Raw genomic sequence first — 24,999 nt, forward strand, 5'->3', positions numbered from 1 at the left:
CGTCCCCAATAAAAAAGAGACAGCTTGTTGCTGTCCCTTTTTGGCAAACGCCTGACCAATACAAGATTAGTCCAAAGCTTGGATATCGACGTGTGCAATACCAGCAGATAAGTCTGCAATTTTGCTAAACGCCCCGCGCGATAAATCCAGTGCGCGTCCATACTTACCAAAGCCGCCTGTATCGGTTACCCGCACGATGACGCTTTTACCGTTTGCCCGATTGGTGACTTTTAACTTGCTGCCCATTTTGTGCGAATTGCTTGCTGCTGTTAGGGCATTTTGGTTAAAAACTTCACCTGACGCGGTCTTTTTGCCGTGAAACTGTTTGCCGTACCATGATACCACGCTGGCTTGGCTGGCAGTTGTCACAAGCAGTAGACTTGCCAAAAGATATTTCATCAAACGTTCCTTTTGTCGTTTAAACCTCGCGTGTCAAGCAGCCATACATCACTGCTTAAATAGCACTCAACCTAAAGCTCACGCTACCCAAGTCCGATAGCGGTACCTGTGAAAAAAATCTCACAGTCGCTGACTTGTTCGGTTTAACTGGTTGTTTGGCGTAGTAGGTTCGTAGTAGGTTATGGCAACATGCCTAACCCAAAACCACATAATAAACGCCAATCGGGGATTGATTAATTTAACTTTAGGAACGTGAATTATAATTTTATAATAGTTGCTAAACAAATTAGGTTTGGTAAATACCGTGGTGGTTTAACCTGCTTTTCATTGCTATATGACATTATTATGACAATAAAGTATTATTTTTGATATTTTTTCGTAGTTTTTTGGTATCTATAAATAAGAATTTAGAAATCAATGATTTTCATTAATAAATATAAAATAAAAGCCTATAAAATCTTGCTGTTTTTTGATTAAAAGCAAAAACTTAGCGCACAAACAATAAAAAAACCAATAACCGCTAGGCTATTGGTTTTTAGAAATTTGGTGGAGATGGCGGGAGTTGAACCCGCGTCCGCCAGCACTACGCTCATGAATCTACATGTTTAGATTCTGTCTATGGCTTTAACCCTTACTGAACCGACAGTCAGGATAGCAAGGGCGATTCTTTAGGATTTAAGCCAATACGGCAAGACAACGTATTGACCGATTCTTTGTGCGTTCGCTTCGGGGTGACCAACCTGATCAAAGACAATCAGTGGCGACCCAAACAGCCCTTAGGCTGCTAGAGCGTAAGTTTCGTCGTTTGCGACTAGTTTAATGTATATTTGATTTACGAGAGGACATACTCTCTCGACATGCCTCATTGAGTTTCATTACCAGCGTCGAAGCCAGAACATCCCCAATTAGATTGTTCATTATATGGGTTTTGTGCGTGCTTTTGCAAGGGGGTGGGCAAAATTTTTGTTCAGCCTGATCGCCAATGCTGCACCCTAGCAAACAAACCACGCTTAAATAAAACTGTCTTATTTGTGTGCTACAGTAAATTAATTTTACCAATTGATTTGTCGCCTTGTTTTTTAACGTTTTATATAAGAGGTTGGGGTTATGTCGTCGCAGTCTTCGGCCAATAAAGCCGCCAAATCACCCACGTCACAACAACAGCTCAAGCGCCAGCGCGAATGGGTGTATTTGGCACATTTTTTGGCATTGGCACAGTTACATCCGCTCAAAACCATCTCGGGGCAAGACGACGGGCAAGAGCCTGACTTTACCTGTGTATTTGCCAAACATGGCGGTGGAGAGTATGCCATCGGCATTGAGCTGACCACGCTGCCGCGTCTGCGTGACCGTTTGGGCAATGACAACCTGATGCTAAAGCGTTGGTATTGGCAGTCGCTGCTACAATGGCATAGCCGCTTTCATCCCTCAATATTGGCGGCAAAGTGTTTGACCGCGTCGACAAGTGGCAAGGTTATGACAGGTGCGTCACGCCCATCGCGCGCCCTTGCGGCATCCATGCAGCCGCTTGCCCGTCATACATGGGGCAACCGCGTGCAACAAACCGTTGCCCATACCGTGCGGTTTCTGCCGCGCGCATTTTTGGATGATATGGCAGATAGCCGCGGTGTGCCGATAGATTCGCTGATTTGTCAGCGTGATATCGATGCGGTGATGGCAAAAAAAGCCAGCAAGGTTGAGGCTTATCGGTCACGGCGCAAATTAGATGCGGTTTGGCTATTGATTCACACCAATGAACAGCAAGAAAATGGCGTGTTGGCGGCGGATGTTAGCACACCGCTGTGGCATGACAGCGATTTTGCGCGCGTATTTGTCACCCTGTATCCCAATGCGCAGCTGCTTGAGGTGGCAAAGTGCCGCACCGCTGTGCGACAAACGCCTGTGCCAAAGTATCAAACCGCACAGGCGATTGCTTAAAGTTTTTGGGCTTAAAACCCGACGCTTGGCGAACAGTTAAGCGTCAAGCTGCGCCATGATGTCATCGCTAAAATTCACGTTGGTGTAGACATCTTGCACGTCATCTAAGTCTTCTAGCATTTCAATCATACGCATGATTTTTTTGGCATCTTCAACGTCGGTGATATCGGCTGAGGTGGACGCTGACATGGTGACTTCGGCGTTGTCAGGTTTGATGTCGGCTTGCTCAAGCGCGTCCATGACTGTGCCAAAACTGTCGGGTTCGGTGATGATCAGTAGGGTTTCGCCGTCATTTTCGATGTCGGTTGCGCCTGCCTCAAGTGCAATGTCCATCACGCGGTCTTCTAGTGCCAAATCGCTGATGGTGATTTCACCGCGTTTGCTAAATAAGTACGCTACCGAGCCCGATGTACCTAGGTTGCCGCCATTTTTGCTAAACGCATGGCGCACTTCACCAACGGTGCGGTTGAGGTTGTCGGTCATGGTTTCGACCAAAACCGCCACACCGCCCAAGCCGTAGCCTTCGTAGGTGATTTCTTGCACGTTGTCGTTTTCGCCGCCGCCTGCGCCGCGTTCAATCGCGCGTTTGACGGTGTCTTTGGTCATGTTGGCGGAGTAGGCTTTTTCAACAGCGGCACGCAAACGAGGGTTGCTGGCGGGGTCGGGGTCGCCTTGTTTTGCCGCGGACACCAATTCACGAATGATTTTGGTGAAAATCTTGCCTTTGGCGGCATCTTGCTTGGCTTTGCGGTGCTTGATGTTTGCCCACTTGGAATGTCCTGCCATGTGATTTTTTCCTCCAAACGTGCTAGTATGTTGCACCAGCGATAGCAAAAACGCGATGTGAAAAACGGCGATATTATAAACGACGTACCTTGCTTGGTAAAAGGGGGTATGGGGTGAATTTTGCACGAATCGAGCAAATAACGTATGCGCCCTATATCACGTTTTGGCGTCGGATTTGGTCACTTCGATCTTTTTATTTAAAAAATGATTAAAAAATTAACTGATGTGGCTATATCGACGTGGATATGCAGACACGATGGGCAGCGTTAATCGGTTGCACGATAGGCGCGGTGTGGGAGTAAATCGGCTTGGCATCACGCACGAATTCAAACCAAAACTCAAATAAAAAACAGCCACCACGTACCGCCAGTACCGCTGATCAGCGCGACACGCTTGACGATAGCGATTTGTTTGACACAGATGACGCAGACAGCGAAGCGGAGCACGTCTGGGTGCCTGACGCGCCTGCCAAACGCAAACGCCGCTCGGGGTTTGGTGCCTTGCGTTTTGATAGCTTGCGCGATGATGAACAAGGCTTGCGCCATGCTATTCATGTCATTATCGATGGCACAGACACGCCGTTGGGCAAGGCGTTCGATATTTTGCTGTTGGTGGCGATTATCACCAGTTTGGCAGTGGTACTGCTCGATAGCGTGCTGGTGTTTCGCCTTAAATACGGCACCTACTTTTATTACGCCGAATGGTTTTTTACCATTTTATTCACTGTTGAATACTTGCTGCGCCTGTTTGCCGCGCCCAATCGTTGGCGTTACGCGCTAAGCTTTTTTGGTATCGTCGATTTTTTGTCGATTTTGCCGACGTATTTGGGCTTGTTTATCAGCATGGCAGGTGTGCAGTCGCTGCTTGTGGTGCGGATTTTGCGTATCTTGCGCGTGTTTCGGATTTTAAAACTTACCGATTACATGCAGCAGGCGGGCTTTTTGATGATGGCACTGCGCAGTAGTCGGCAAAAAATCATTGTGTTTTTTATCTCGGTGCTGATTTTGGTGACGATTATCGGCTCGATTGTGTATAGCATTGAGGGCGCGGATAACGGCTTTACCAGTATTCCTGTCAGTATTTATTGGGCGATTGTGACCATGACGACGGTGGGCTATGGCGATATTTCACCCAAAACGCCGCTTGGGCAAGCGCTGGCATCGATGGTGATGATTATGGGTTATTCTATCATTGCTGTGCCAACGGGATTGTTTACCGCAGAATTGAATAAGACCATGCGCCCACAATTGCAGCCTGTGAGTTGTCCAAATTGCGGCAAGTTTGGTCATGCGCGTGAGGCAAATTTTTGTGATCGTTGTGGTTATGATTTGCATGTGTAAGGCGCACGCGTTTGGCGTTTGACTTGCACCAAGTTTTGCGCGATAGTATCACCAACCCTTTGATAATAAAGATAGTATGACCGCTAAAAAACGCTTACTTAAATTGGCAAGCATGACCGCCAACATTGCAGGGCAAGCCGCCAAAACTGCTATCCGCCATGCCACGGGCAGCGAGGAGCAAAAGGCAGAAGCACGCAGTGAAATGCTGACCCAAGTCGGTGTGCAAATCGCCAATACGCTGGGCGAGATGAAAGGCGCGGCGATGAAAGTTGGGCAGATTGCCTCACAATACAAAGACATTTTTCCGCCCGAAATCGCGCAAGCCTTAGAAAAATTACAAAATGACGCGCCGCCTATGCCGTTTGATGTTATTGAGCAGCAAGTTGAGCGCGAATTGGGTCAGCCATTGGCAACGTTGTATGCCGAATTTGAGCCAGAACCGTTTGCAGCTGCGTCCATTGGGCAGGTGCATCGCGCGCGCTTGCCTGATGGACAAGCGGTGGTGGTTAAGGTGCAATATCCCGATATTGACGCGCACATCGATAGCGACTTAAAACAAGTGCGTCTTGCGCTCAAATTAACCGGGGTGCTAAAAATTGACAAGACATTGCAAGACCAAATTTTTGCTGAATTGCGCGACAGCCTAGTCGATGAGTTGGATTATCAAAAGGAGGCGCAAAATTTAGCGATTTTTGGTGAGTTTCATCGCGATGATGCAGGCATTGTGATACCTAGGGTCTTTGCCAGTCATTCAAGCCGCCGTGTATTGACGCTGTCTGAAGAGCGTGGCGAGCCGTTGTCGGTAGCGGCAACGTGGGATAATGACATCAAGCAACAAATCGCCACACGGTTGTTTCATTTTAGTGCAGGGCAGTTGTTTAAGCTGTATCGCTTGCATTGCGATCCACACCCTGGCAATTTTGCGTTTCGCTCCGATGGTACGGTGGTGGCGTATGATTTTGGTGGCATCAAAACCTATAGCCATGCTGAGGTGCGCCAGTTTTATCAAATTGCCTGTGATGCGCTGCGTGGTGACACGGCAGCGATTGACGCGAATTTGGTGACGCTGGGGCTTAAAAAAACGCCCGAACCACTGCCCGAACCGTTTTATCACAATTGGTTAAACCTTGTCCTTGCACCGTACGGGTTTACGGATTTACACAACCCCCCGTATGATTTGGCTCAACACGCGCCGTTTGATTTTGAGCATAGCCAAGTGCATCACCAAATCGTTGAGCAAGCCAAGCAGTCACTTAAATACTGGCAGCAGTTTCAGCCATCGCCTTTGACGCTGATGCTTGAGCGTACGCTGTCTGGGCAGTATTGGAATTTGGTTAATTTGGGTGTGAAGATTGATTTGGCACCGCTGGTTGATGAGTATATTGATTTGGATCAGCTCAACGCCTAAGCTTAGCGCTTAAGTATTGTTAAAAGGTCTAGCCAAAAAAACGGCTTGCTAATTTTAGTGGTGGCAAGCCGTTTTTTAGTCAATGATTTTTAGATCAGCTTTTTTCAAGTGATTGATTTAGCGTAAAAACAGCTGATAGCCCAAGTTGTCGGTAATGACCTCACAATCATAGCCAATTTGCTGCAGTTTGCTGACCACATCGCCAACGCTGTCAGCAGGCATTTGAATCCCTGCCAAAACGCGTGCCTCTGCCGCGCCGTGGTTGCGGTAATGAAACAGGCTGATGTTAAAGTCAAAATCTTGCCCCAGTGTTGTCAAAAACTTGAGCAACGCGCTTGGACGCTCGGGGAACATGATTCGCAGTAGCTGCTCATCAGGCAGGCAAGCGTGTCCGCCAATCAGATAGCGAATATGGGTTTTGGCGACTTCATCATCTGTCAAATCCACCGCCGCATAATTGGCTTGGGCGAAAAGTTCATTCAACGCCTTGCGCTCTGCTGCGCCACCTTTTAGGCCGATGCCAACAAAAATCTGCGCGCCATCGGGTAGCCCGGCTTCGGCATGGTGCAAACGGTAGTTAAACTCGGTGATGTTACGCCCATTGAGTGCTTGGCAAAACGCCAAAAACGCGCCGCGCTGCTCGGGGATGGTGACGGCAAAAATTGCCTCTTTTTTCTCACCAATCTCGGTGCGCTCTGCGATATAGCGTAAGCGGTCAAAGTTCATATTCGCGCCGCACAAAATCGCCACGCAACGTTTGCCATGTAAGTTATGCTCAGCGATGTATTTTTTCATACCTGCCACCGCCAATGCGCCCGCAGGCTCGACGATACTGCGTGTCTCGTCATACACGTCTTTGATGGCGGCGCACACTTCATCGTTGCTGCACGTTACGACCTCGGGCTCAACCACCGTACCTGTGCCGTCAGATTTGGGCATGCGCACCACGTCAAACGGCAACTCGCCGATTTGTGCCACTGCTGTGCCATCGACAAATAGCCCAACTTGCGGCAAGCGCACGCGTTCGCCCGTTGCCAACGCAGCTTGCAAACACGCTGCTTCTTCAGGCTCAACTGCCACCACCTTGACATGCGGTGCAACCTCGCCCAAAAACGCCGCCACACCTGCCAACAAACCGCCGCCGCCTGTGGCAACAAATACATAATCGAGCGCGCGCCATTGCTGCACCAGCTCAAGCGCGATCGTGCCTTGCCCTGCAATCACCAATGCATCATCATAGGGCGGAATAAACGTCAAGCCATCAGCTTGTGCGCGCGCGATGGCATAGCGATTGGCTTCATCAAAGCTATCCCCGTGTAGTACGACATTACCGCCCAATGCCTTAACTGCCTCAACCTTGATATCGGGTGTGGTGGTTGGCATGACAATCACATTGGGCAGTTGCAAACGGCTGGCAGAGTATGCCACGCCTTGGGCATGGTTGCCTGCTGATGCACAAATCACACCTTGCGCCTGTTCTGCGGCTGTCAGCTGACTAATGCGGTTGTACGCACCACGCAGCTTGAACGAAAACACAGGCTGCAAATCCTCACGCTTTAAGCGAATTTCATTGTTTAGCCGCTGAGACAGGCGTTTGGCAGGCTCAAGCGGTGTTCGCATCGCTGCCTCATACACCGTGGCTTGTAAAATTAACCGCACCCAATCTGCTAACATATTTCACCCCAATCATTTGGCATTATTTGCTGCCATCCTAGCGATGATGGCGGCCAACGGTTTTAAAATAAGATAGGGTAGGCGTTTCGCCGTGGTCTTGCAAGTTTTTTTGTGCATCATGTGAGATTTTGCTTGCACAACGCCGCTTGACGCTCACGCAATGGGTTCTTTATACTGGCAAATGTTTTCACCGCTCAATGATAGGTAACGCCATGACTGACAACCAACAACAACAAAAACAAGCCGCCGCACAAGCCGCGCTGGCGTATATCGAAACAGGTATGATTTTGGGCGTAGGTACGGGTAGCACAGTCAATTGCTTGATTGACTTGTTGCCACAAGTGCAGCTCAAAGGCGCGGTGGCAAGCTCAAACGTCACCGCTGAAAAACTAACCGCACTTGGCATTGAGGTGATGGACTTAAACCTCACAGGCACGCTGGATTTGTACATTGATGGCGCGGATGAAGTGGATAGCCAGCACAACCTCATCAAAGGTGGCGGTGGTGCTTTGACCCGTGAAAAAATCGTTGCCGCCGCCTCACGGCAGTTTATTTGTTTGGTTGATGCATCCAAAACCGTCAATCAGCTTGGGGTGGACTTTCCCGTACCGATCGAGGTTTTACCGCAAGCGCGTTCGTATGTTGCCCGTCAGTTGGTTGAATTGGGCGGCGAGCCTGTGTATCGTGAGGGCTTTGTCACCGATTATGGCAACGTGATTTTGGACGTGTACGGGCTTGATGTGCGCGACCCGTTGGCAATGGAGCAACGGCTCAACAACATCGTTGGCGTGGTGTGCAATGGTATTTTTGCCGTTAATCGCGCGGATATCGTGCTTAAAGCTACTGCCGATGGCGTGCAGACCTTACGCGCCTAACCCATCAGGCATTGCCAACAAAAAAACCTGCCGAATTGGCAGGTTTTTTAGATATATTTGAAAAATATCGTTAAGCTAATCGCTTAGTCTTGTAGATAACCAAGCAAGCGCGTGATTTCTAAGTACATCCAAATCAGCGTTGATAGTACACCCACACCAAGCACCCATTCATAGCTTTCATCCACACCTGCCGCTTGCGCGCGCTCGATGTTGTCAAAATCCAACAACAGGCTAAATGAGGCGAGCACCACCACAAACAGGCTAAAGCCAATCGCTAATGCGCCACCATCAAACAATCCAGGGATTGAGTTATGAAAGAAAATGCTTAAGAAAATTTGCAGCAAATACACCACCATCACGGCCAAAATTGCCGATACCATGATAGAGCGGAACTTTTGCGTCACTTTGACTACGCGCGCGCGATATAACGCTAGCATCACCGCACCTGTGGCAAAGGTCGATAGCATGGCCGTCACAGGTAGGCTTGGATCTAACCGTGCCGTAAACAACGAGATCGCACCGACTACCACACCTTCTAAAATCGCAAACGGAATAGCCAAAGTTTTTGCCATGTGTGGGCGAAAACCGATAAACACGCTTAGACCAAACGCCAACAAAATACTGCCCAATGACATCGCATTGATAAAGCCGTATGAAATACGCGCTGATACGCAGTAGCCAAAAAAGGCCAGCGCCGATATCACCGAAATTGCCAGCAAAAACGCGGTTTTGTTTGCCACACCGCGCGCTGTCAATGGCTGATTGCTGACCGTAAACTCAGCGCGAGAAATAATTGGATTTGCCATAATCCATCCTCTAATCAAAAAAAATTAACATCCTATTACTAGGCAAAAATAAAACCGCCTAAGCTTATCAATGGTGTTATCCTGCTGTTTTTGCAAGATTTATCTGCCAAAAATCCCTTGCGGTTATTGCATGCTACCATAGCAAGCTAAACCCTATTTGTATAGCCGTTTGTTGTGACAAAACGTAACGCTAGTCAATTGCATTTGGTAATAGCAAATTGAGACCAGCAAAACCGACCACCGACCAAAAAATCCGCCAAAACTGTGCTAAAATACAGACTTTCATCAGCCAAACGCTTGCCTTATGACTACAAGCCGCATTCGCAACCCCGCCTTTCGCCGCATTGGCGTGATGGGACGCGCCAATAAAACCAGTAATATTGAAAGTATTTATCAAATTTGTGATTTTTGCCATGCGCAAGGTTTGCAAGTGTGGGTGGATTGCACCACCGCGCGTCTGCCCGCGCTATCGGTTGAACGGCTAGGCGATGTGACCTTGATTGAGCGCAGCGTGCTGGGCGGTGCGTGTGATTTGGTGATTGTGGTTGGTGGTGATGGCTCAATGCTACACGCCGCGCAGGTTTTGGCAAAATACCCTGTGCCTGTGGTTGGCGTGAACCGTGGACGGTTAGGCTTTTTGACTGACATCAACCCCGAACAACTGCAACAACAGCTGCACGATATCCTAAACGGCGCGTATCAGCTAGACCATCGGTTTTTGCTCAAAATGGAGATTCGCCAAGGCGCGCATGTGATTTATGAAGACATGGCGCTAAACGACATCGTGCTGCACGCAGGCAAATCGGTGCACATGTTGGATTTTAACCTAACCATTGATGGACAAGCCGTGTCGCGTCAGCACAGTGACGGCTTGATTGCTGCCACACCGACAGGTTCTACCGCTTATGCCTTATCAGGCGGTGGCCCGATTGTGCACCCCAAGCTTGACGCGGTCTGCTTGGTGCCGATGTACCCACACACCTTGTCTAGCCGCCCGATTGTGGTCAGTGGCAATAGCGAAATTAAAATTCGTATCAACAAAGACAACCGCACCCAACCGATGGTCAGTGCCGATGGCAAGCCGTCTGTACCGCTTAACCAAAACCAACGCCTAGTGATCGGCAAACATCCCAATCGTTTGACGCTGCTGCATCCGCTGGATGTGGATTTTTTTGCTGCCTGTCGCACCAAATTAAACTGGAACAATTACAGCGAAGAATTTGCTATGGGCAATGAATAACGATTAGTAGTTCGGTGTGACGGTCGTGACAGCGAGATGATAAACCAAGATCAAGCCGCATGGTGGTTCAAAACTGGTCGTAAATGACAATTGTTCTTGCAAAAAAGCGTTATTGCAGACCAATAACGCTTTTTTAACGGTTAAAACAGATTGATTGGTTAAAAGCCAATCAACGGCGCGGCAGAACGTTGGCTAATAAAGCCATCAGGAATTTGTCCGCGCGACGCTTGCCAACGCGCAAACGCCATACGCGTGTTATTGCCTGCGATGCCATCGGTGCCTTGCGTGTCAAAGCCTTGCGCCGTCAAACGCTCTTGTAACTGACGCACTTGATAATTTGCCAATGGTTGTTCGTAGCGCGGCCAATCTTGCTGCAAGGTCGGCTGCCCGATAATGGCTTTTGCCAGTAGACTAACCGCCAGCGCGTAGTTGGATGAATTATTATAGACTTTAATCACATTAAAGTTGTTGGTTATCAGCAAAGCAGGCCCTTCTTTGCCTGCAGGTAGCCACAATTCGGCTTGCGCTGAGCGGTTGCTTGGATAGCCCATGAACTGCACGCCAAGTGCTTGCCATTCACCCAGCGATTTTTTGCTACCTAGGTTGCGATAATCAAAACCTGCAGGTAGGCGCACCTCATATACCGCATCGACACCGCGTTGCCAACCTGAGCGGCTTAGATAGCTTGCGGTTGAGGACAGCGCGTCTGCCATATTCCATGGGTTTTTGTGCCCATCGCCATCGCCATCGACGCCTTCAACAAGCCACGTTTGTGGAATAAATTGGGTGTGTCCCATGCCGCCTGCCCACGAGCCTTTTAGCTGCGACCAATCGACATCACCGCGCTGCACCAGCTGTAGCATTGCCAAAAGCTGCTCTTCGGCAAATGCCTTGCGCCGTCCGTCATACGCCAACGTTGCAAGACTGCTTGGTAGGCTGCTATTACCCGTGCCCTTGCCATACGATGACTCCATGCCCCAAATTGCGGTAACAATAGACGCAGGCACACCGTATTGGTTTTCGATACGACTCAATAGACTTTGTTGATTGGCGTAATTGCTGCGTCCTGCGCTCACACGCCCACTCGATAGCGCGCTATCAACGTATTCCCACGGCATTTTGACAAATTCAGCTTGGCTACGGTCAAGCGTGATCGCTTGCTCATTGTAATCTGCCCTTGCCAACAAACGCTCAATATCTTGCCGATTGTAGCCTTGCTGGCTGGCACGCTGAGCAAAGCTTATTTTCCACTCGCTAAAGCTACCATAGCGCGGCATCACAGGCGCAGGTGCTGGGGTTGGTACGGGTGTAGGGCGCGGCTGCACCACCACAACGGGCGGTTTTTGGACGATGACCACAGGCGGCTGCGGTGGCATGGGTTGTGGCGTAGGGTAGGTAGGTGCTTTGGGCGTGCTACATGAGGCGGCAAGCAAAGCAAACGCGCTATAGCCTGTTAGATGCAAAACCAGTTTGGTGGGCGAAAATCGGCGAAAATTCAACATAACACAAGTACCACAGAGCAAAAATTGACAAAATGAGGTGGGGCAAAATTGCCATTACGCGCCAAAAATATAACAGCAACGTCATGCAATGTCATGTGACAAAACGTAAAACTTGCCACAAGCAGCGGATTTTGCCATGGGTTTTTGGAGTAGGTAAAAATAATTGACAACAAAAAAGCCCTGCTAAAAAACAGGGCTTTAGTCACAATCTTTCTTATTTTATGAACTTTTATAAAAAAGATGGTGGCGATGCCGAGACTTGAACTCGGGACCTTACGATTATGAGTCGTACGCTCTAACCAGCTGAGCTACATCGCCTTACCAGTCCGTGCTGGTTGAGGCGCATATTATGCGGATTTGTCGGGCGCACGTCAAGCGTTTTGCGAAATTTTTTCTCACTTTTTTGTCGGGTTTGGGCGACTGGCCAAACTGTCGGTATCAAATCTACCCTGTGGGTCAGACGTTTGGTTTTAATGACATAGGTTTGTCATCTAAACTGTGGCACAATATACCGTTATATGTGCGTTGATTTGACAAGATTTTTCAGTCCTAATTGCCCAACATTGATTCACTATTTTTACCAACGTCGTTGATGGTTTGTGCCATGCGTTTGCCAACGTTCTGCCCAAACTGTGCGCGCAAGGATGATTTATGAACGACCAACGTGTGGACGTATTAGCCGAGCCTAAGCACAAAGAACCGTATTTGCAAGGTTTGTTGCTGCGCTATAGCGTGTTTGCGCTGGCGTTTGTGGTGTTTTTGTTGGGCTTGGTGCTGCTTAAATGGTGGCTGATTGGGCTTGGGTTGGTTGGCATTGCGTTGGGGATTTATGATATTGTGCAGGATAAACACGCGATTTTGCGCAATTATCCGCTGTCGGGGCATGTGCGCTATGTGTTGGAGAATTTTCGCCCCGAGATTCGCCAATATCTGCTTGAGGATGACCAAGTACAAGTGCCGTTTTCGCGTCAGCAGCGCGCACTGGCGTATCAACGTGCCAAAAACGTCAGTGATACCAATGCGTTTGGTACGCTTGAAGATGTGTATCAGTCGGGCAAGGAGTGGTTTTTACAATCCACGCTTAGCCACCCACTAAAAGAGACCAATTTTCGTATTCGGGTTGGCGGTGCGCGCTGTTTACAACCGTATGATATTTCGGTGTTTAATATTTCTGCCATGAGTTTTGGCAGTCTATCGGCGGCAGCGATTGAGGCACTCAACCAAGGCGCGAAGTTGGGCGGCTTTGCCCATGATACAGGGGAGGGTGCGATTAGCCCGTATCATAAAAAACACGGTGGCGATCTGATTTGGGAGCTTGGCACAGGTTATTTTGGCTGTCGTAACCATGATGGCACGTTTAGCGCGCAAAAATTTGCCGAACGCTCACGGCTTGAGCAGGTCAAGATGATTGAAATCAAGCTGTCGCAAGGCGCAAAACCCGGCAAAGGCGGCGTATTGCCCAAAGAAAAAATCACCGCAGAAATTGCCGAAACGCGCGATATTCCGATGGACAAGGATTGTATCTCACCTGCTAGCCATTCGGCGTTTGAAACGCCGCGCGAGTTGGTGCGCTTTTGGCAAACACTGCGTGAGCTGTCAGGCGGCAAGCCTGTTGGTTTTAAACTGTGCGTGGGGCAGCCGTGGCAGTTTATGGGGATTGTCAAGGCAATGCTAGCAGAGGACAATTATCCTGATTTTATCGTCATTGATGGCGCAGAAGGCGGTACGGGTGCTGCACCCGTTGAGTTTATGGACAACGTCGGCATGCCGCTGGTGGATGGGTTTTTGTTGGTGCATAACACACTGGTGGGCGCAGGCATTCGCGATAAGATCAAAATCGGTGTGAGTGGTAAGTTGATATCGGCGTTTGATATCGCGCGTATGCTTGCTATTGGCGCGGACTGGTGTAATTCGGCGCGTGGGTTTATGTTTGCCGTTGGCTGTATTCAATCACGCAGCTGCCACACCAACAAATGCCCAACGGGTGTGGCGACGCAAGACCCATATCGTCAGCGCGCGCTTGATGTGCCCGATAAAGCCCAACGCGTGTACAACTTTCATAAAAACACCTTAAAAGCCATGGCGGCTATTGTCGGTGCGGTGGGGCTTGACCATCCCAAGGACTTGCGCCCGTATCATATCGCGCGGCGCATGGATGATGGCAGTATCAAGCTGCTATCTAAGTTTTATTATTTTACTGAAAAAGGCGTGTTGCTGGATTTGGCAGCGCGCGCCGAAATTTTTAACCAAATGTGGGTGATGGCCAATCCCGATAGCTTCTTGGCGGACAATGAAGCCTTGATTGCCTATAACAACGACGCGCGTACCAAGCCGCCCGTACCCAACCGCCAGCGCGTGCCAACCAAGCGTGAAGAGCTTGCGCCCGATGACTTGGGCAACAATGGCGTAGGGCGCGACCCTGTACCTGGCCGCATTGACAGTGTCGATGTCAGCCCAACGCATTACTACACCTATGAAGATGACCCACACTAAACGCGGTAAAAAGCCACGCGCTTAGCCATCGGCCATCGGGCAGCTAATGCGAAAGCAAGTTTGCGCATGATGGGCGATATAATCAAGCGCGGCTTGGTTGGCTTGGCAAAATGCCTGTGACAAATACAGCCCAAGCCCTGTACCTTGGTTGTCGGTGGTAAAAAACGGGTCAAACAAATACGGCACATTGGCGGCAGGCACGCCTGCGCCTGTATCAATGACATCAATATGCACATATTGCCCTGCGTCATACACCGTGACGTGCACGCACGCCGTGCCTGTGTCACGTTGGCTAAAGCGCAGCCCGTTGTTGATTAAATTGATAAGCACCTGCTCAAGCTGCTGCGGGTCAAACCAAAACGTGGCGTGCGTGCGGCAATCGAGTGCCACGCGCTTATCGGCATAATGCTGGCGCACAAACGCGCTTAGCCATGGACTGACGCTAAGCCGTTGTTGGTTTGGGGGCTGCTGGCGTGATAAGCGTAACACATCCTCGATGATACGATTGACGCGCACAGTCTGTTGATACACCATATCCAGCAGTACGCGCTGGTCATCATCCAAGCTGCCATTGGCTACGCCATCATCGTTTTGGCTGTCCTCAAGCAGTAGCTGGCTGGCTTGGCTAATCGCTGCCAGCGGATTGCGGATTTCATGGGCGATACTGGCGCTAAGTTGCCCCAGTGAGGCTAATTTGAGCTGCTGGGCGCGGCTATGCTCACGGCGCAAATCCTCAAGCAGCACCAGCGCATACGGGCTATCTAGCTGCGTCACACGCACGCGGTATTCTAGGCTTTGGTTGCCGCTGCCTTCTGCTGAGGGGATAGCAGCTTGAGGCGCGGCAAGTGTCACCACCGCCGTGTGTTCTTGGGTAGCAATGATGGGCGTAAGCGTCTGAGCCAGTGTCGGCGACAACGTGGCAAGCTGATAGGTCGCCAATGGCTGATTTAGGTTGAGCTGGCGGCTGGCAACATCGTTTGCCAATAAAATATCCAAATCATGCGACACCACCAACACGCCTTGCTCAATAATCTGGACGATTTTTTGGTTAATGGCATTGAGCGCATTGACTTCATCGGTCTGACGCGCCGATAGGCTTTCAATTTGTTTTAAGCGTTTGGCAAGGCTGTGGCTAAAATACCCCACCACCACAAAGCTTACCGCCACCAGCACCGCGTTATTAAATGTCTCTACCGACGCATCTTTGAGCAGCGGATAATACTGCTGATAAATCACCAATACCAAAGCAAATGCGGTCAGCAAAATCGCCTGATTGGTATGCACCAGCATAAACGCCGCCGCGACCAACACCAGCAGCAGTAAGACAATTTGTAAATCTGAGCCGCCGCTGACGTACAACAGCAGACTAAGCACCAAATTGTCCACCACCAACGCCGCCATCATCGCATCATTGTGCGGTTTGTGCTGATACCCAACCAAAAACAGCAGCGCAAAAACCAAATAACCCACCGATGGCAGCGCGGCGACCGTCAGCTCAGGCGTAAGCTGACCAAACGGCTGTCCGCCTTGCCAATTAAGCGACAGCAAAAAATTCACCGAAAACAGTACGCCAATCACGCAGCGATATATGTTGTAAATCAGGCTTAAGCGTTTGGCTTGATCGGTGCGGCGTTCGACGGCAAATTGCGAGGAGAACGTCGGGTTGGTAATCATGGCGACAGGTTTATGGCTGAATCAGCCCGTGACGCATGGCAAGATGGGTGAGCTTGACATCGCTATCAATATTGAGTTTTTCAAAAATCCGATAGCGGTAGGTGTTGATGGTCTTCACACTGACAAACAACTGGTCGGCAATTTGTTGGGGGCTTTGGCAATTTACCACCATCATGGCAACTTGCATTTCGCGCTCGCTGAGTAAATCAAACGGCGAGCCTGCGTTATCCGCCAGCAAAATATCTGCCAACTGCTCAGCCACATCTGCGCTAAAATACCGCCCACCTTGCGCAACTTTTTTAATCGCCTTGATCATTTCATCTAGCGGCGTGCCTTTGGTGATATAGCCGCTCACCCCCGCCTTAATCAGCATCGACGGATAGGGCGGATTGGCCAATGCGCTCACCGCTAGGATTTTGCATTGTTTGTCGTTGTGTCGCAGGCGTTTGGTGACCTCAAGACCGCTCAAATTTGGCATATTGACATCCAGCAGCACCACATCGGGCTTGAGCTGTTTGGCAAGGCGAATCGCTGTTTCGCCATCGGCCGCTTCGGCAATCACTTGGATATCAGGACTGTCTGCCAACATGCGGCTGATACCCATGCGCACCAAGTCATGGTCATCCACCAATAGCACCGTAATCATTTTACCCTCGGATTTGTCAATAGTGTTAAGTCACCCCATGCTGGGATTCTAGCACACTTTTTGCCCAATACCTGTGCCAAACATGCACGCTCATGTTCAATTTTTGCAGGCAAACCTCCACCGATGATGGCGATTTAAACCGCTGGCTGCCAACATTCGCTAAAGCGCGGCAAAAATCGTATAATAAGCGTCTAAACGCGCGTTGCGCTCACTTATTTAAAAGACGCAAAAAATCATGCGAATTCGTAAACTGTTTAAATTTGAAAACGCCCATATCGTACGCAACTGTAGCTCTGAGCGATGCAAATACTCGATTCATGGGCATAGCTACCAAGTTGAGCTGATCTTACAGGCAAATCGGCTTGACCACGGGCAGATGGTGTATGATTTTGGCCTGCTCAAAGGCGCGATAAAAGACATCATCGACAGCTTTGACCACGCGATTTGTTTTTGGAATCAAGACGATAGCGACTATATCGCGTTTTGTCAGCAGTACAGCCAGCGCTGGGTAAGTCTGCCTGTGTCACCATCGGCCGAGCAGTTTAGTCGGGTGATTTTCTTTTGGGCGCGTGCCATCCTCAAGCAAACCCAAATGCAAAATGGTGAGGCGGATGTTGAGGTGTACTCAGTCATCGCGCATGAGACGGCAACAGGCTATGCACAATGCTTTGCCGAAGACGTGGATAACGCGCAAATGGGTGAGCTAAAACTGACGGATTTTGAATTTAGCCCCCAAGTCAAAGCTGAATGGACAGACCCAACCCTGTATGACAAGTTGCTAAACGGCGAAACGTTTGTCAATCCGCGCGTTAATTTACAGGTTAAAGCTGAGTGATGCGGCGCGGTGGGGATACTCAAGATAGCGCCCCGTCGCAAGCGCGTTCGTTGCAATCAGATGTTACGCCATGCAAGGTGAATATGGAAAAAATCATTCTAAAATCCGAAACCGACACCCAAGCCTTTGCCCAGCAACTTGCCGACATGAACCTAACAGGCAGTGTGTGGCTAGTGGGGGATTTGGGCGCAGGCAAGACCACCTTGACGCGTTACTGGTTGCAGGCACTGGGGCACACAGGCGCGGTCAAAAGCCCGACGTTTAGCTTGGTTGAGCCGTATCGCATTCTTCAACAAGATGGCACAATCAAGCCTGTGTATCATGCCGATTTGTACCGCCTCAATGACCCTGAAGAGCTTGAGTTTATCGGCTTTCAGGATTATTTTAGTGACGATAGCTTGGTGATTATTGAGTGGGCAAGCCGCGCCGAAAGCCACTTGCCTGCGCCCGATTGGGTGATTGATATACAGCGTGTGGCAGGTGGTGAGGCGCGTCAGGTGACATTGGGCAAGTGATATTATCACGTGTGTATTTTTAAGATTTTTAGAAGATAAAAGTAAGTAATTTTTAGCAGTCATGGCCAAGCGCATCCATAAACTATCGCCTCTACTCATTAACCAAATTGCAGCAGGTGAGGTTGTCACCCGTCCTGCATCGGTGGTTAAAGAGTTGGTCGAAAATGCCATCGACGCGGGCGCGACGCACATTGATATTCGCATTGAGCAAGGCGGACTGGGGCTGATTGAAGTTTGCGACGATGGGCGGGGTATCCATCCTGATGACTTGCAACTGGCGGTGACGCGCCATGCTACCAGTAAACTTGCCGATGTGGGCGAGCTGACAGGCATTGATAGCTTGGGCTTTCGTGGTGAGGCATTGGCATCGATTGCCGCGGTGGCGCACCTGACTTTAACCAGCAGCCATGATACCAGCGGTATCGGGCAGCGTTTGGTGCTTGATGGCAGCGAGGCGAGCCAAGCGCGGATTACCCCGATTGTTAAAACCCAAGGCACCACGGTCACGGTGCGCGATCTGTACTTTAATGTGCCTGCGCGTCGCTCACACCTCAAAAGTTTAACCACCGAATTTGCCCATATTGAACACGTGGTGCAGCGGCTGGCGATTGGCTTTGCGGATATTGATTTTACGCTGTACCACCAAGGCAAACCGCGCTTACGCCTTGCCAAAGCCGACAGCCAACAAGCCGTGCCGTCTTTACCCTTACCAAGGTTGGAGCAGGCATTGGGTATGCCACTTGCGCCGATAGCGCATGGCTTTGGGTTGAATTTGGCGCATCTAGCCGCGCCTGACACCGATGACGGTGCGCAAGTTTTGGGCTGGTTGTTTGTCGCACCTGATAACAGCAGCGCCTTGCCGCGCTTGTTGTATATCAACCAGCGATTGGTGAGCGACGTTGCTATCAGTCAAACTTTGCAAAAAGCCGCCCGTCAAGCCGATTTGCCCAGCCTTGGCTACGCGCTAAATTTCACCCTGCCAGCCGATTGGATTAACGTCAATATCCACCCCAGTAAGCAGCAGGTCAAAATCCAGCCTTTGACCAACATGTTGGCACGCTTGCAACACGCGGTGTTGGGTCAGCTCAAAACACTGCCCGTGGCGCAAAATGTGCGACAATATCCAACCATCGCGCCACCAGCCGCCAGTGAACAAACGCGCTTAGCGTCGGCAAGCACGTATCCAATGCCGCGCGCGCCTGTCATGCCCAAACAAGTCCACGCGCCCCAAGCGGTCTACCAAGCATCTGCCACGCCATCGCTAGCCGACAATAACAGTAACCACAGCAACCACAGTGCGCGAACGCCTGCCCCAACCGACGACCAAGCCGACGGGCAATGTCCGCCAGCGATTGTTTTACTCGGTCAAATCACCCATGCCAAACATGGCGATATCGTGTTGCTAGGTTGCCAACAGCAGCTGTATGCCCTGCCAAGCAGCGTTTGGCAGGGTTTGACCCAGCCAACACGGGCGGATTTGGACACCCACGCGCTGAGCATTCGTTCTATCAAGGCCTTGGCCGATTGGCTGCTGATGACAAGCGCACCGCCAACGTTAAGCGAGCCCATTTAAGCGAGCCTAAACCATGAAACCCGTTATCTGCCTCATTGCCCCAACTGCCAGTGGCAAAACTGCCTTGGCGTATGAACTGTTTGACACAGGCAATTACGCGCTAATATCGGTTGATTCAGCGCTGATTTATCGCGATATGGATATCGGTACGGCAAAACCAAGCCGTGATGAACTGGCACGCTATCCCCATGCGTTGGTTGATATCATCGACCCCGACCAAAGCTACAGTGTGGCGCAGTTTGTCGCCGATGCCGCCGCGCAAATTACTGCCGCGCATGTACAGGGCAAAACGCCGCTGTTGGTGGGCGGTACGATGATGTACTACATGGCACTGCTACAAGGTATCGGCAACCTACCGCCCACTGACCCTGCCATCCGCGAGCGTTTAAACACGCGCTTGCAGCAAGAAGGCATTGCGCCGCTGTATGAGGAATTGCGCCGTATCGACCCACCGACCGCCGAACGCCTCAAGCCCAATGACCGCCAGCGCATTGGGCGCGCGCTTGAGGTGTATTGGCAGACGGGTAAGCCATTGAGCGTTTGGCACACCCTGCCAAACCACGCCCTTGCCGATAACCCGACACAGGCATGGCAGATTTTTGCCGTCCTGCCTGAGCGCGCTTGGCTGCACGCGCGTATCGAACAGCGATTGGGGCAGATGTGGCAAGCAGGGTTGTTGGCAGAAGTCATCGCCCTTTGCCAACGCTACGCTTTACACGCCGATTTACCCTCTATGCGCAGCGTCGGCTATCGGCAAGTGTGGCAGTTTTTGCAAACCGTCGCGCCTGAGGTTTTGATAAATGACGTGGCAAAACAGGCAGCGGGCCTTACCAGTCCTGCCCGCTTAGCCAATCAATTGAGCCAATCAACCGACACCCATACGCAAGCTGCCTATCAAGCCATGCAACACCAAGCACTGTATGCCACCCGTCAGCTTGCCAAACGGCAATACACATGGCTGCGTAAGCTCAATCAACTAAACCTTGCGCCACAGCATCGCCTTCACACGCTGACGGATGTTCAGCAAATGCGCGCGTATATTTAACTTAAACACGCAACATCGGGCAACAAATTATCAACAATTTTTTGCGCATTCATCGCATTGCATCAGTTCAAACGCTCACCTTAACGCCAGCGGTATCAAATGGCTAAACTAATTTGATGATTTGTTACTGTAACTTGACAAGGGTTTTGCTTCGGTGCAAAATACGGACTTATCATGCGTATTTTAAAATTTGACTTGAGCAACTGGCGTGGTGACAACGTGATAAGTTCAATAAAATCCGTTAATTAAGTATAAGCAAGCGCCTTCAATGGTGCGGCAAACTCATAACACAGCCTTGCATTGATAACCCCTAACAACGAATCAATGATAAAACACAAAGCAGGTTGCCCTGTGCATCATGCGACAAAATTTTGGAGATAGACATGTCTAAAGGCCAAACCTTACAAGACCCGTTTTTGAATTCACTGCGTAAAGACCGCATTCCCGTATCCATCTTCTTGGTCAATGGCATCAAGCTGCAAGGACAAATTGAGTCATTTGACCAATATGTTGTGCTGCTCAAAAATACGGTTAGCCAAATGGTCTATAAACACGCCATTTCAACCGTCGTACCTGCGCGTAATCCGCGCAGCGCAGGGGCGATGCCCACAGGCGGCTTTGGACAAGCAGGCGGTATGGGCTATGAGCGCGGCGGCTTTGACCAAGGCCAAGGCTATGGCGGTGTGAGCCGTGGCGGCTTTGGTGGCCGTGGTGGTTTTGGCGCTGAGCGTGGCAGCTTTGGCGAGCGCGGATTTGATGGCGGTTATGACAGCGAGCCACGCGGCGGTTATGGTAGCATGAATCACAGTGAGCGCGGCGGCTTTGGCGGTGGCTATGACCGCAGCGGCTTTAGTGAGCGCGGATTTGATGGCGGTTATGACAACGAGCGCAATTTTGACAGCGGTTTGCCAAATCACGATAATGCCGACGACGACAGCGGCAGTGATGACAACCAAGAAAACTTTTAATGGCGACTATTTTTAATGGTCATCACAGCTGATTAATGGCTGTATTGTCTGTTAAACGCCCACAAGTCCGTCATGGTTACGGACTTTTTTGCTGTCTGGGCAGCAGTAAGCGGGCATCAACATGCAGCGCACCCATAAAACGGGATGAAAATTGCGCCCAATTGCGTTATGATGACAGCGATGATAGGGTAAGGCAAGTAAGCCAATCAATCGCCAAATTATTAAATCAGCAATGCTTGCATGGTTTGGGCGATTTTAACACCCTATGGTCGGTCAATTCGTTTGCTAATAGGTTTGAACCTGTCGTGACTTCTTTTGATACCACCGCGCCTTATACCGCCGCACCGCACCGCGATGCGGACTATTTGACCCACGCGATTGCTGCCATCCGCACCGAACAAAAGGCGCTGGATTTGTTGATTGAACAGTTGGATGAACGCTTTATCACCGCCTGCCAGCTACTTGAGCGTTGCCAAGGGCGTGTGGTGGTGACAGGTATGGGCAAATCGGGACTGATTGGGCGCAAAATTGCGGCGACGTTTGCCTCTACAGGTACGCCCGCGTTTTTTATGCACCCCGGTGAGGCAGGGCATGGCGATTTGGGCATGTTGGTGGCAGGCGATGTGCTGCTGGCAATTTCCAATTCGGGGCAATCTGACGAAATTCGCACGTTACTGCCTGTGGTCAAAAAACTCAATATTCCGCTCATCAGTATCAGTCGTGATCGCCGTGGCATTTTGCCGCAGTCAGCAGACGTTGCCCTGACATTGGGCGCGTCGGAGGAAGCCTGTCCGCTTGGGCTTGCGCCAACCTCTAGCACCACCGCAACGCTTGCACTGGGGGATGCGCTGGCTGTGGCGTTGGTGTATAGCAAGCATTTTACCTCCGAGGATTTTGCGCTGTCGCATCCTGCTGGCGCGTTGGGGCGCAAGCTTTTGACCCAAGTCAAAGACATCATGCACGCCGATAGCAAAAATCTACCAATCGTGCGTGATGATGCCACGCTCAATGATGCGGTGTTTAGCATGACAGGTGGGCGGCTTGGTATGACGGTGGTCACCAATGCCGCTGCACAGGTGGTTGGGGTATTTACCGATGGCGATTTGCGCCGTAGCCTTGAGCGTCAGTTGTCTTTGACCACGCCGATTGGTGAGATGATGACCGCATCGCCCAAAACCGTGGATGCCAACACACGCGCGTCGGACGCTTTGACCATGATGAATGAGTATAAAATCAACCAGCTGTTGGTACTACACGCTGATAACACGTTGGCAGGCATCGTGACCTTGCACGATTTGTTACAAGCAGGTGTCAGCTAAATTTTTAAAAAAAGAGATAACATGATGCAAAATTTAATGACCAAAGCCAGCCAAGTCAAACTGCTTGTCATGGATGTTGATGGCGTGCTGTCTAACGGGCAAATCATCTATGACCAAAACGGGCATGAGACCAAATGCTTTGACGTGCAAGACGGTTTTGGTATCGAGTGCCTACACGAGGCAGGGTTTCAAACCGCGATTATCACGGGGCGAAAATCGGCGATGGTTGATAAACGCGCCAAAGAGCTTAACATCACCTATTATTTGCAAGGGCGCAGCGACAAGCTGACCGCGCTCCAAGAGATTTTGGCAGAGACCGATATCACGTTGGCGGAGTGCGCGTATATCGGGGACGACTGGGTGGACATCAAAGCCTTGCAGGCGGTTGGTTTTGCGGTAGCGGTCGCCAATGCGCACAATGAAGTCATCAAACGCGCGGATATGGTGACCACGCGTGCAGGCGGTCAAGGCGCAGTGCGCGAATTGTGCGACGTACTGCTCAAAGCCACGGGGCATTATGAGGCTGCGTTGGCAAAATTTTTGTCCGATGAGGTCAGTGTGACCAGCACCGCGGTCAATGACACCCATGCGCCAGCTAACCACCCAAACACCTAACGAGTTTACAATCAGGGCAAACCGTGTCAAATAAGGTGTTGTTGGTGCTTGGTGTGATGCTGTTTATGGTGGCGGCGTATTTTTATCGTGAAAACCGCACGGCCTTGGTCAATCTTAACCTTGAGCCATCCGACATCGACTACCAAGCCACCGATGTGCAAGGCTTACAGACCGATGACAATGGCGCGATTAATTACCGCGTTGATGCCGAGCGCGTGCTGCATTACCAAAAAGCGCAGGTGGCGGTATTACACAACTTGCAGCTCAACTGGCGTAATCCACAAAGTGCGCAAACCGTGACCATTGATGCCAAACACGCACAGCTCAACGAAAACAATCAACAAATCCTGCTGGCGGATGATGTCACCATGCACAGCCGCACGCCCGATGCCAAGCCTGATATCACACTGACGGGGCAAGATTGGGTGGGTGATCTCAACCGTAAAACCTTGTACAGCCAGCAGCCAATTCACGTTGAGCAAGGCAACAACGCCTTTGACGCGGCGCAATTTAGCGCAGATACAACCACGGGCGATTATACCTTTACGCGCGTGCAAATGCAGTTTGCGCCGCCCAACCCGTCGGTCACGGCGGCTGAGTGATTGACGGGCCGGGTGGGTCAAATTTGGCTTGAAATCCGTGCGATTTGCCCCACTAAACGCAATTAAGCCCATATAATGACCCACAATTTTCGCGCTATTTTGGGATGCGTGGGTAAACATCGCCAAATCTAAAACCTTAACTTTAAAACCTTGATTTTAAACCATTGCCACAGGTTGCCTATGCGTCCCTTTTGCTTGACCAACGCCGTTTCTGTTTGTCTCCCACCTGCCAAGTTTGGTGTGTGGGGCGCGGTTATGTGTATCGCCATCAACGCGCACGCCTTGCCATCAGATGCCAATCAGCCGATTCGCTTGCTTGCGGACAAGGCAACCTACAGTGAGCGCACGGGCGTGACCAGCTACAGTGGCAATGTCAGCATCACCCAAGGCACGCTTAAGATGACGGCAGAGAATTTAACCGTCAATCTGACCCCAACGCGCGCGATTGACAGCGCGGTGGCGACAGGCAGCCCTGCCACGATTCAACAAATCGTCACACAAGAAAAAGGCCTTGCCAAAGGGCAAGCCAACCGCATTGACTACAACGTCAAAACAGGTATCGTGACCCTAACGGGCAATGCCAAGCTCACCCAAAACGGTGGCAGCTTTTCGGGCAACGTCATTCGCTATAGCCTCAAAGTGGGCGATATCGAAGCCACCGCAGGCAATAGCCAGCGTGTTGAGCTGGTGTTTCCACCGCAAGATAGCAACCGCGTCGGTTTGCGTCGTTAAGAGGTGGGTATGTT

22 protein-coding genes, 1 tRNA gene and 1 other RNA gene are annotated in these 24,999 nt (G+C 50.5%); 15 read left to right on the forward strand and 9 right to left on the reverse strand.

Translation table 11 applies throughout. From position 1 onward, the window contains the following. Positions 1-66: 66 nt before the first annotated feature. Together AC5L4R_RS05375 and ssrA are read right to left on the reverse strand one after the other, a co-directional pair. Positions 67-399 carry a septal ring lytic transglycosylase RlpA family protein gene (locus tag AC5L4R_RS05375; RefSeq protein WP_494473035.1) on the reverse strand — a complete coding sequence of 111 codons (333 nt, stop codon included), beginning with the start codon at positions 397-399 and terminating at the stop codon, positions 67-69. A gap of 544 nt (positions 400-943) precedes the next feature. Then, positions 944-1,302: a transfer-messenger RNA gene (gene ssrA / locus AC5L4R_RS05380) on the reverse strand. Positions 1,303-1,506: 204 nt separating this feature from the next. On the opposite strand from ssrA, the gene AC5L4R_RS05385 reads away from it, so the two are divergent. After that, positions 1,507-2,337, forward strand: a complete 831-nt coding sequence (locus tag AC5L4R_RS05385; RefSeq protein ID WP_494473036.1) for a hypothetical protein — start codon at positions 1,507-1,509, stop codon at positions 2,335-2,337. Between the two features lie 36 nt (positions 2,338-2,373). Here AC5L4R_RS05385 and AC5L4R_RS05390 read toward each other — a convergent pair whose 3' ends face one another. Beyond that, positions 2,374-3,123 (reverse strand): YebC/PmpR family DNA-binding transcriptional regulator, encoded by a 750-nt coding sequence (locus AC5L4R_RS05390; RefSeq protein WP_494473037.1) that lies wholly within the window; start codon positions 3,121-3,123, stop codon positions 2,374-2,376. 515 nt (positions 3,124-3,638) lie between these two features. Between AC5L4R_RS05390 and AC5L4R_RS05395 the strand changes: the two genes are divergently transcribed. Then, complete coding sequence (locus tag AC5L4R_RS05395) at positions 3,639-4,463, forward strand: ion transporter (protein ID WP_067057959.1); 825 nt, start codon at positions 3,639-3,641, stop codon at positions 4,461-4,463. A gap of 76 nt (positions 4,464-4,539) precedes the next feature. Further along, complete coding sequence (locus tag AC5L4R_RS05400; protein ID WP_494473038.1) at positions 4,540-5,871, forward strand: ABC1 kinase family protein; 1,332 nt, start codon at positions 4,540-4,542, stop codon at positions 5,869-5,871. A 117-nt stretch (positions 5,872-5,988) separates the two neighbouring features. Here the strand turns inward: AC5L4R_RS05400 and ilvA are convergent, their stop codons facing one another. Next, entirely contained in the window at positions 5,989-7,545 is a 1,557-nt protein-coding gene (ilvA, locus tag AC5L4R_RS05405) for a threonine ammonia-lyase, biosynthetic (protein WP_494473039.1), read from the reverse strand. 212 nt (positions 7,546-7,757) lie between these two features. Between ilvA and rpiA the strand changes: the two genes are divergently transcribed. Beyond that, positions 7,758-8,420 (forward strand): ribose-5-phosphate isomerase RpiA, encoded by a 663-nt coding sequence (gene rpiA, locus AC5L4R_RS05410; protein ID WP_494473040.1) that lies wholly within the window; start codon positions 7,758-7,760, stop codon positions 8,418-8,420. An 83-nt stretch (positions 8,421-8,503) separates the two neighbouring features. Here the strand turns inward: rpiA and AC5L4R_RS05415 are convergent, their stop codons facing one another. Continuing rightward, positions 8,504-9,226, reverse strand: a complete 723-nt coding sequence (locus AC5L4R_RS05415) for a Bax inhibitor-1/YccA family protein (protein ID WP_067057845.1) — start codon at positions 9,224-9,226, stop codon at positions 8,504-8,506. A 304-nt stretch (positions 9,227-9,530) separates the two neighbouring features. Between AC5L4R_RS05415 and AC5L4R_RS05420 the strand changes: the two genes are divergently transcribed. Then, positions 9,531-10,466, forward strand: coding sequence for an NAD(+) kinase (locus tag AC5L4R_RS05420; protein ID WP_067236885.1), 936 nt, complete (start codon positions 9,531-9,533; stop codon positions 10,464-10,466). Between the two features lie 158 nt (positions 10,467-10,624). Here AC5L4R_RS05420 and AC5L4R_RS05425 read toward each other — a convergent pair whose 3' ends face one another. Both AC5L4R_RS05425 and AC5L4R_RS05430 read right to left on the reverse strand, forming a co-directional pair. After that, on the reverse strand, positions 10,625-11,968 hold the full coding sequence (locus AC5L4R_RS05425; RefSeq protein WP_494473041.1) for a lytic murein transglycosylase: 1,344 nt from the start codon (positions 11,966-11,968) through the stop codon (positions 10,625-10,627). Between the two features lie 241 nt (positions 11,969-12,209). After that, a tRNA-Met gene (locus AC5L4R_RS05430) sits at positions 12,210-12,286 on the reverse strand. A gap of 333 nt (positions 12,287-12,619) precedes the next feature. On the opposite strand from AC5L4R_RS05430, the gene AC5L4R_RS05435 reads away from it, so the two are divergent. Beyond that, entirely contained in the window at positions 12,620-14,461 is a 1,842-nt protein-coding gene (locus AC5L4R_RS05435; RefSeq protein WP_494473042.1) for an FMN-binding glutamate synthase family protein, read from the forward strand. 21 nt (positions 14,462-14,482) lie between these two features. Here the strand turns inward: AC5L4R_RS05435 and AC5L4R_RS05440 are convergent, their stop codons facing one another. Next, positions 14,483-16,135 carry a sensor histidine kinase gene (locus AC5L4R_RS05440; protein ID WP_494473043.1) on the reverse strand — a complete coding sequence of 551 codons (1,653 nt, stop codon included), beginning with the start codon at positions 16,133-16,135 and terminating at the stop codon, positions 14,483-14,485. A 10-nt stretch (positions 16,136-16,145) separates the two neighbouring features. Then, positions 16,146-16,781 carry a response regulator gene (locus AC5L4R_RS05445; protein ID WP_494473044.1) on the reverse strand — a complete coding sequence of 212 codons (636 nt, stop codon included), beginning with the start codon at positions 16,779-16,781 and terminating at the stop codon, positions 16,146-16,148. Positions 16,782-17,016: 235 nt separating this feature from the next. On the opposite strand from AC5L4R_RS05445, the gene AC5L4R_RS05450 reads away from it, so the two are divergent. From AC5L4R_RS05450 to lptA, 9 genes are all read left to right on the forward strand, one after another. Next, positions 17,017-17,616, forward strand: coding sequence for a 6-pyruvoyl trahydropterin synthase family protein (locus AC5L4R_RS05450; protein ID WP_494473045.1), 600 nt, complete (start codon positions 17,017-17,019; stop codon positions 17,614-17,616). A gap of 83 nt (positions 17,617-17,699) precedes the next feature. Beyond that, positions 17,700-18,131: a tRNA (adenosine(37)-N6)-threonylcarbamoyltransferase complex ATPase subunit type 1 TsaE gene (gene tsaE, locus AC5L4R_RS05455; protein ID WP_494473046.1), complete on the forward strand. Its 432-nt coding sequence runs from the start codon at positions 17,700-17,702 to the stop codon at positions 18,129-18,131. Positions 18,132-18,192: 61 nt separating this feature from the next. Next, the gene (gene mutL / locus AC5L4R_RS05460; protein ID WP_494473047.1) at positions 18,193-19,704 is read left to right on the forward strand and encodes a DNA mismatch repair endonuclease MutL; all 1,512 of its coding nucleotides are present in this window, start codon (positions 18,193-18,195) and stop codon (positions 19,702-19,704) included. A 13-nt stretch (positions 19,705-19,717) separates the two neighbouring features. Next, entirely contained in the window at positions 19,718-20,749 is a 1,032-nt protein-coding gene (gene miaA / locus AC5L4R_RS05465) for a tRNA (adenosine(37)-N6)-dimethylallyltransferase MiaA (RefSeq protein ID WP_494473048.1), read from the forward strand. 383 nt (positions 20,750-21,132) lie between these two features. After that, a complete protein-coding gene (gene hfq / locus AC5L4R_RS05470) occupies positions 21,133-21,717 on the forward strand; it encodes an RNA chaperone Hfq (RefSeq protein WP_494473049.1) in 585 nt (194 codons plus the stop codon). 305 nt (positions 21,718-22,022) lie between these two features. After that, the gene (locus AC5L4R_RS05475) at positions 22,023-23,036 is read left to right on the forward strand and encodes a KpsF/GutQ family sugar-phosphate isomerase (RefSeq protein WP_494473050.1); all 1,014 of its coding nucleotides are present in this window, start codon (positions 22,023-22,025) and stop codon (positions 23,034-23,036) included. A 24-nt stretch (positions 23,037-23,060) separates the two neighbouring features. After that, a complete protein-coding gene (locus AC5L4R_RS05480; RefSeq protein ID WP_494473092.1) occupies positions 23,061-23,651 on the forward strand; it encodes a KdsC family phosphatase in 591 nt (196 codons plus the stop codon). Between the two features lie 23 nt (positions 23,652-23,674). After that, positions 23,675-24,253: an LPS export ABC transporter periplasmic protein LptC gene (lptC, locus tag AC5L4R_RS05485; RefSeq protein WP_494473051.1), complete on the forward strand. Its 579-nt coding sequence runs from the start codon at positions 23,675-23,677 to the stop codon at positions 24,251-24,253. Positions 24,254-24,508: 255 nt separating this feature from the next. Continuing rightward, on the forward strand, positions 24,509-24,985 hold the full coding sequence (lptA, locus tag AC5L4R_RS05490) for a lipopolysaccharide transport periplasmic protein LptA (RefSeq protein ID WP_494473093.1): 477 nt from the start codon (positions 24,509-24,511) through the stop codon (positions 24,983-24,985). The last annotated feature ends 14 nt before the right edge of the window (positions 24,986-24,999 follow it).

The organism is Faucicola sp. SE7633, assembly GCF_059264685.1.

Coding starts and splice junctions, on each gene's coding strand:
- AC5L4R_RS05450 (WP_494473045.1), top strand. CDS start 17,017: ATGCGAATTCGTAAACTGTTTAAATTTGAAAACGCCCATATCGTACGC.
- AC5L4R_RS05440 (WP_494473043.1), bottom strand. CDS start 16,135: ATGATTACCAACCCGACGTTCTCCTCGCAATTTGCCGTCGAACGCCGC.
- AC5L4R_RS05480 (WP_494473092.1), top strand. CDS start 23,061: ATGCAAAATTTAATGACCAAAGCCAGCCAAGTCAAACTGCTTGTCATG.
- miaA (WP_494473048.1), top strand. CDS start 19,718: ATGAAACCCGTTATCTGCCTCATTGCCCCAACTGCCAGTGGCAAAACT.
- AC5L4R_RS05385 (WP_494473036.1), top strand. CDS start 1,507: ATGTCGTCGCAGTCTTCGGCCAATAAAGCCGCCAAATCACCCACGTCA.
- AC5L4R_RS05375 (WP_494473035.1), bottom strand. CDS start 399: ATGAAATATCTTTTGGCAAGTCTACTGCTTGTGACAACTGCCAGCCAA.
- mutL (WP_494473047.1), top strand. CDS start 18,193: ATGGCCAAGCGCATCCATAAACTATCGCCTCTACTCATTAACCAAATT.
- AC5L4R_RS05390 (WP_494473037.1), bottom strand. CDS start 3,123: ATGGCAGGACATTCCAAGTGGGCAAACATCAAGCACCGCAAAGCCAAG.
- rpiA (WP_494473040.1), top strand. CDS start 7,758: ATGACTGACAACCAACAACAACAAAAACAAGCCGCCGCACAAGCCGCG.
- ilvA (WP_494473039.1), bottom strand. CDS start 7,545: ATGTTAGCAGATTGGGTGCGGTTAATTTTACAAGCCACGGTGTATGAG.
- AC5L4R_RS05415 (WP_067057845.1), bottom strand. CDS start 9,226: ATGGCAAATCCAATTATTTCTCGCGCTGAGTTTACGGTCAGCAATCAG.
- AC5L4R_RS05435 (WP_494473042.1), top strand. CDS start 12,620: ATGAACGACCAACGTGTGGACGTATTAGCCGAGCCTAAGCACAAAGAA.
- tsaE (WP_494473046.1), top strand. CDS start 17,700: ATGGAAAAAATCATTCTAAAATCCGAAACCGACACCCAAGCCTTTGCC.
- AC5L4R_RS05445 (WP_494473044.1), bottom strand. CDS start 16,781: ATGATTACGGTGCTATTGGTGGATGACCATGACTTGGTGCGCATGGGT.
- AC5L4R_RS05420 (WP_067236885.1), top strand. CDS start 9,531: ATGACTACAAGCCGCATTCGCAACCCCGCCTTTCGCCGCATTGGCGTG.
- AC5L4R_RS05425 (WP_494473041.1), bottom strand. CDS start 11,968: ATGTTGAATTTTCGCCGATTTTCGCCCACCAAACTGGTTTTGCATCTA.
- hfq (WP_494473049.1), top strand. CDS start 21,133: ATGTCTAAAGGCCAAACCTTACAAGACCCGTTTTTGAATTCACTGCGT.
- lptA (WP_494473093.1), top strand. CDS start 24,509: ATGTGTATCGCCATCAACGCGCACGCCTTGCCATCAGATGCCAATCAG.
- AC5L4R_RS05400 (WP_494473038.1), top strand. CDS start 4,540: ATGACCGCTAAAAAACGCTTACTTAAATTGGCAAGCATGACCGCCAAC.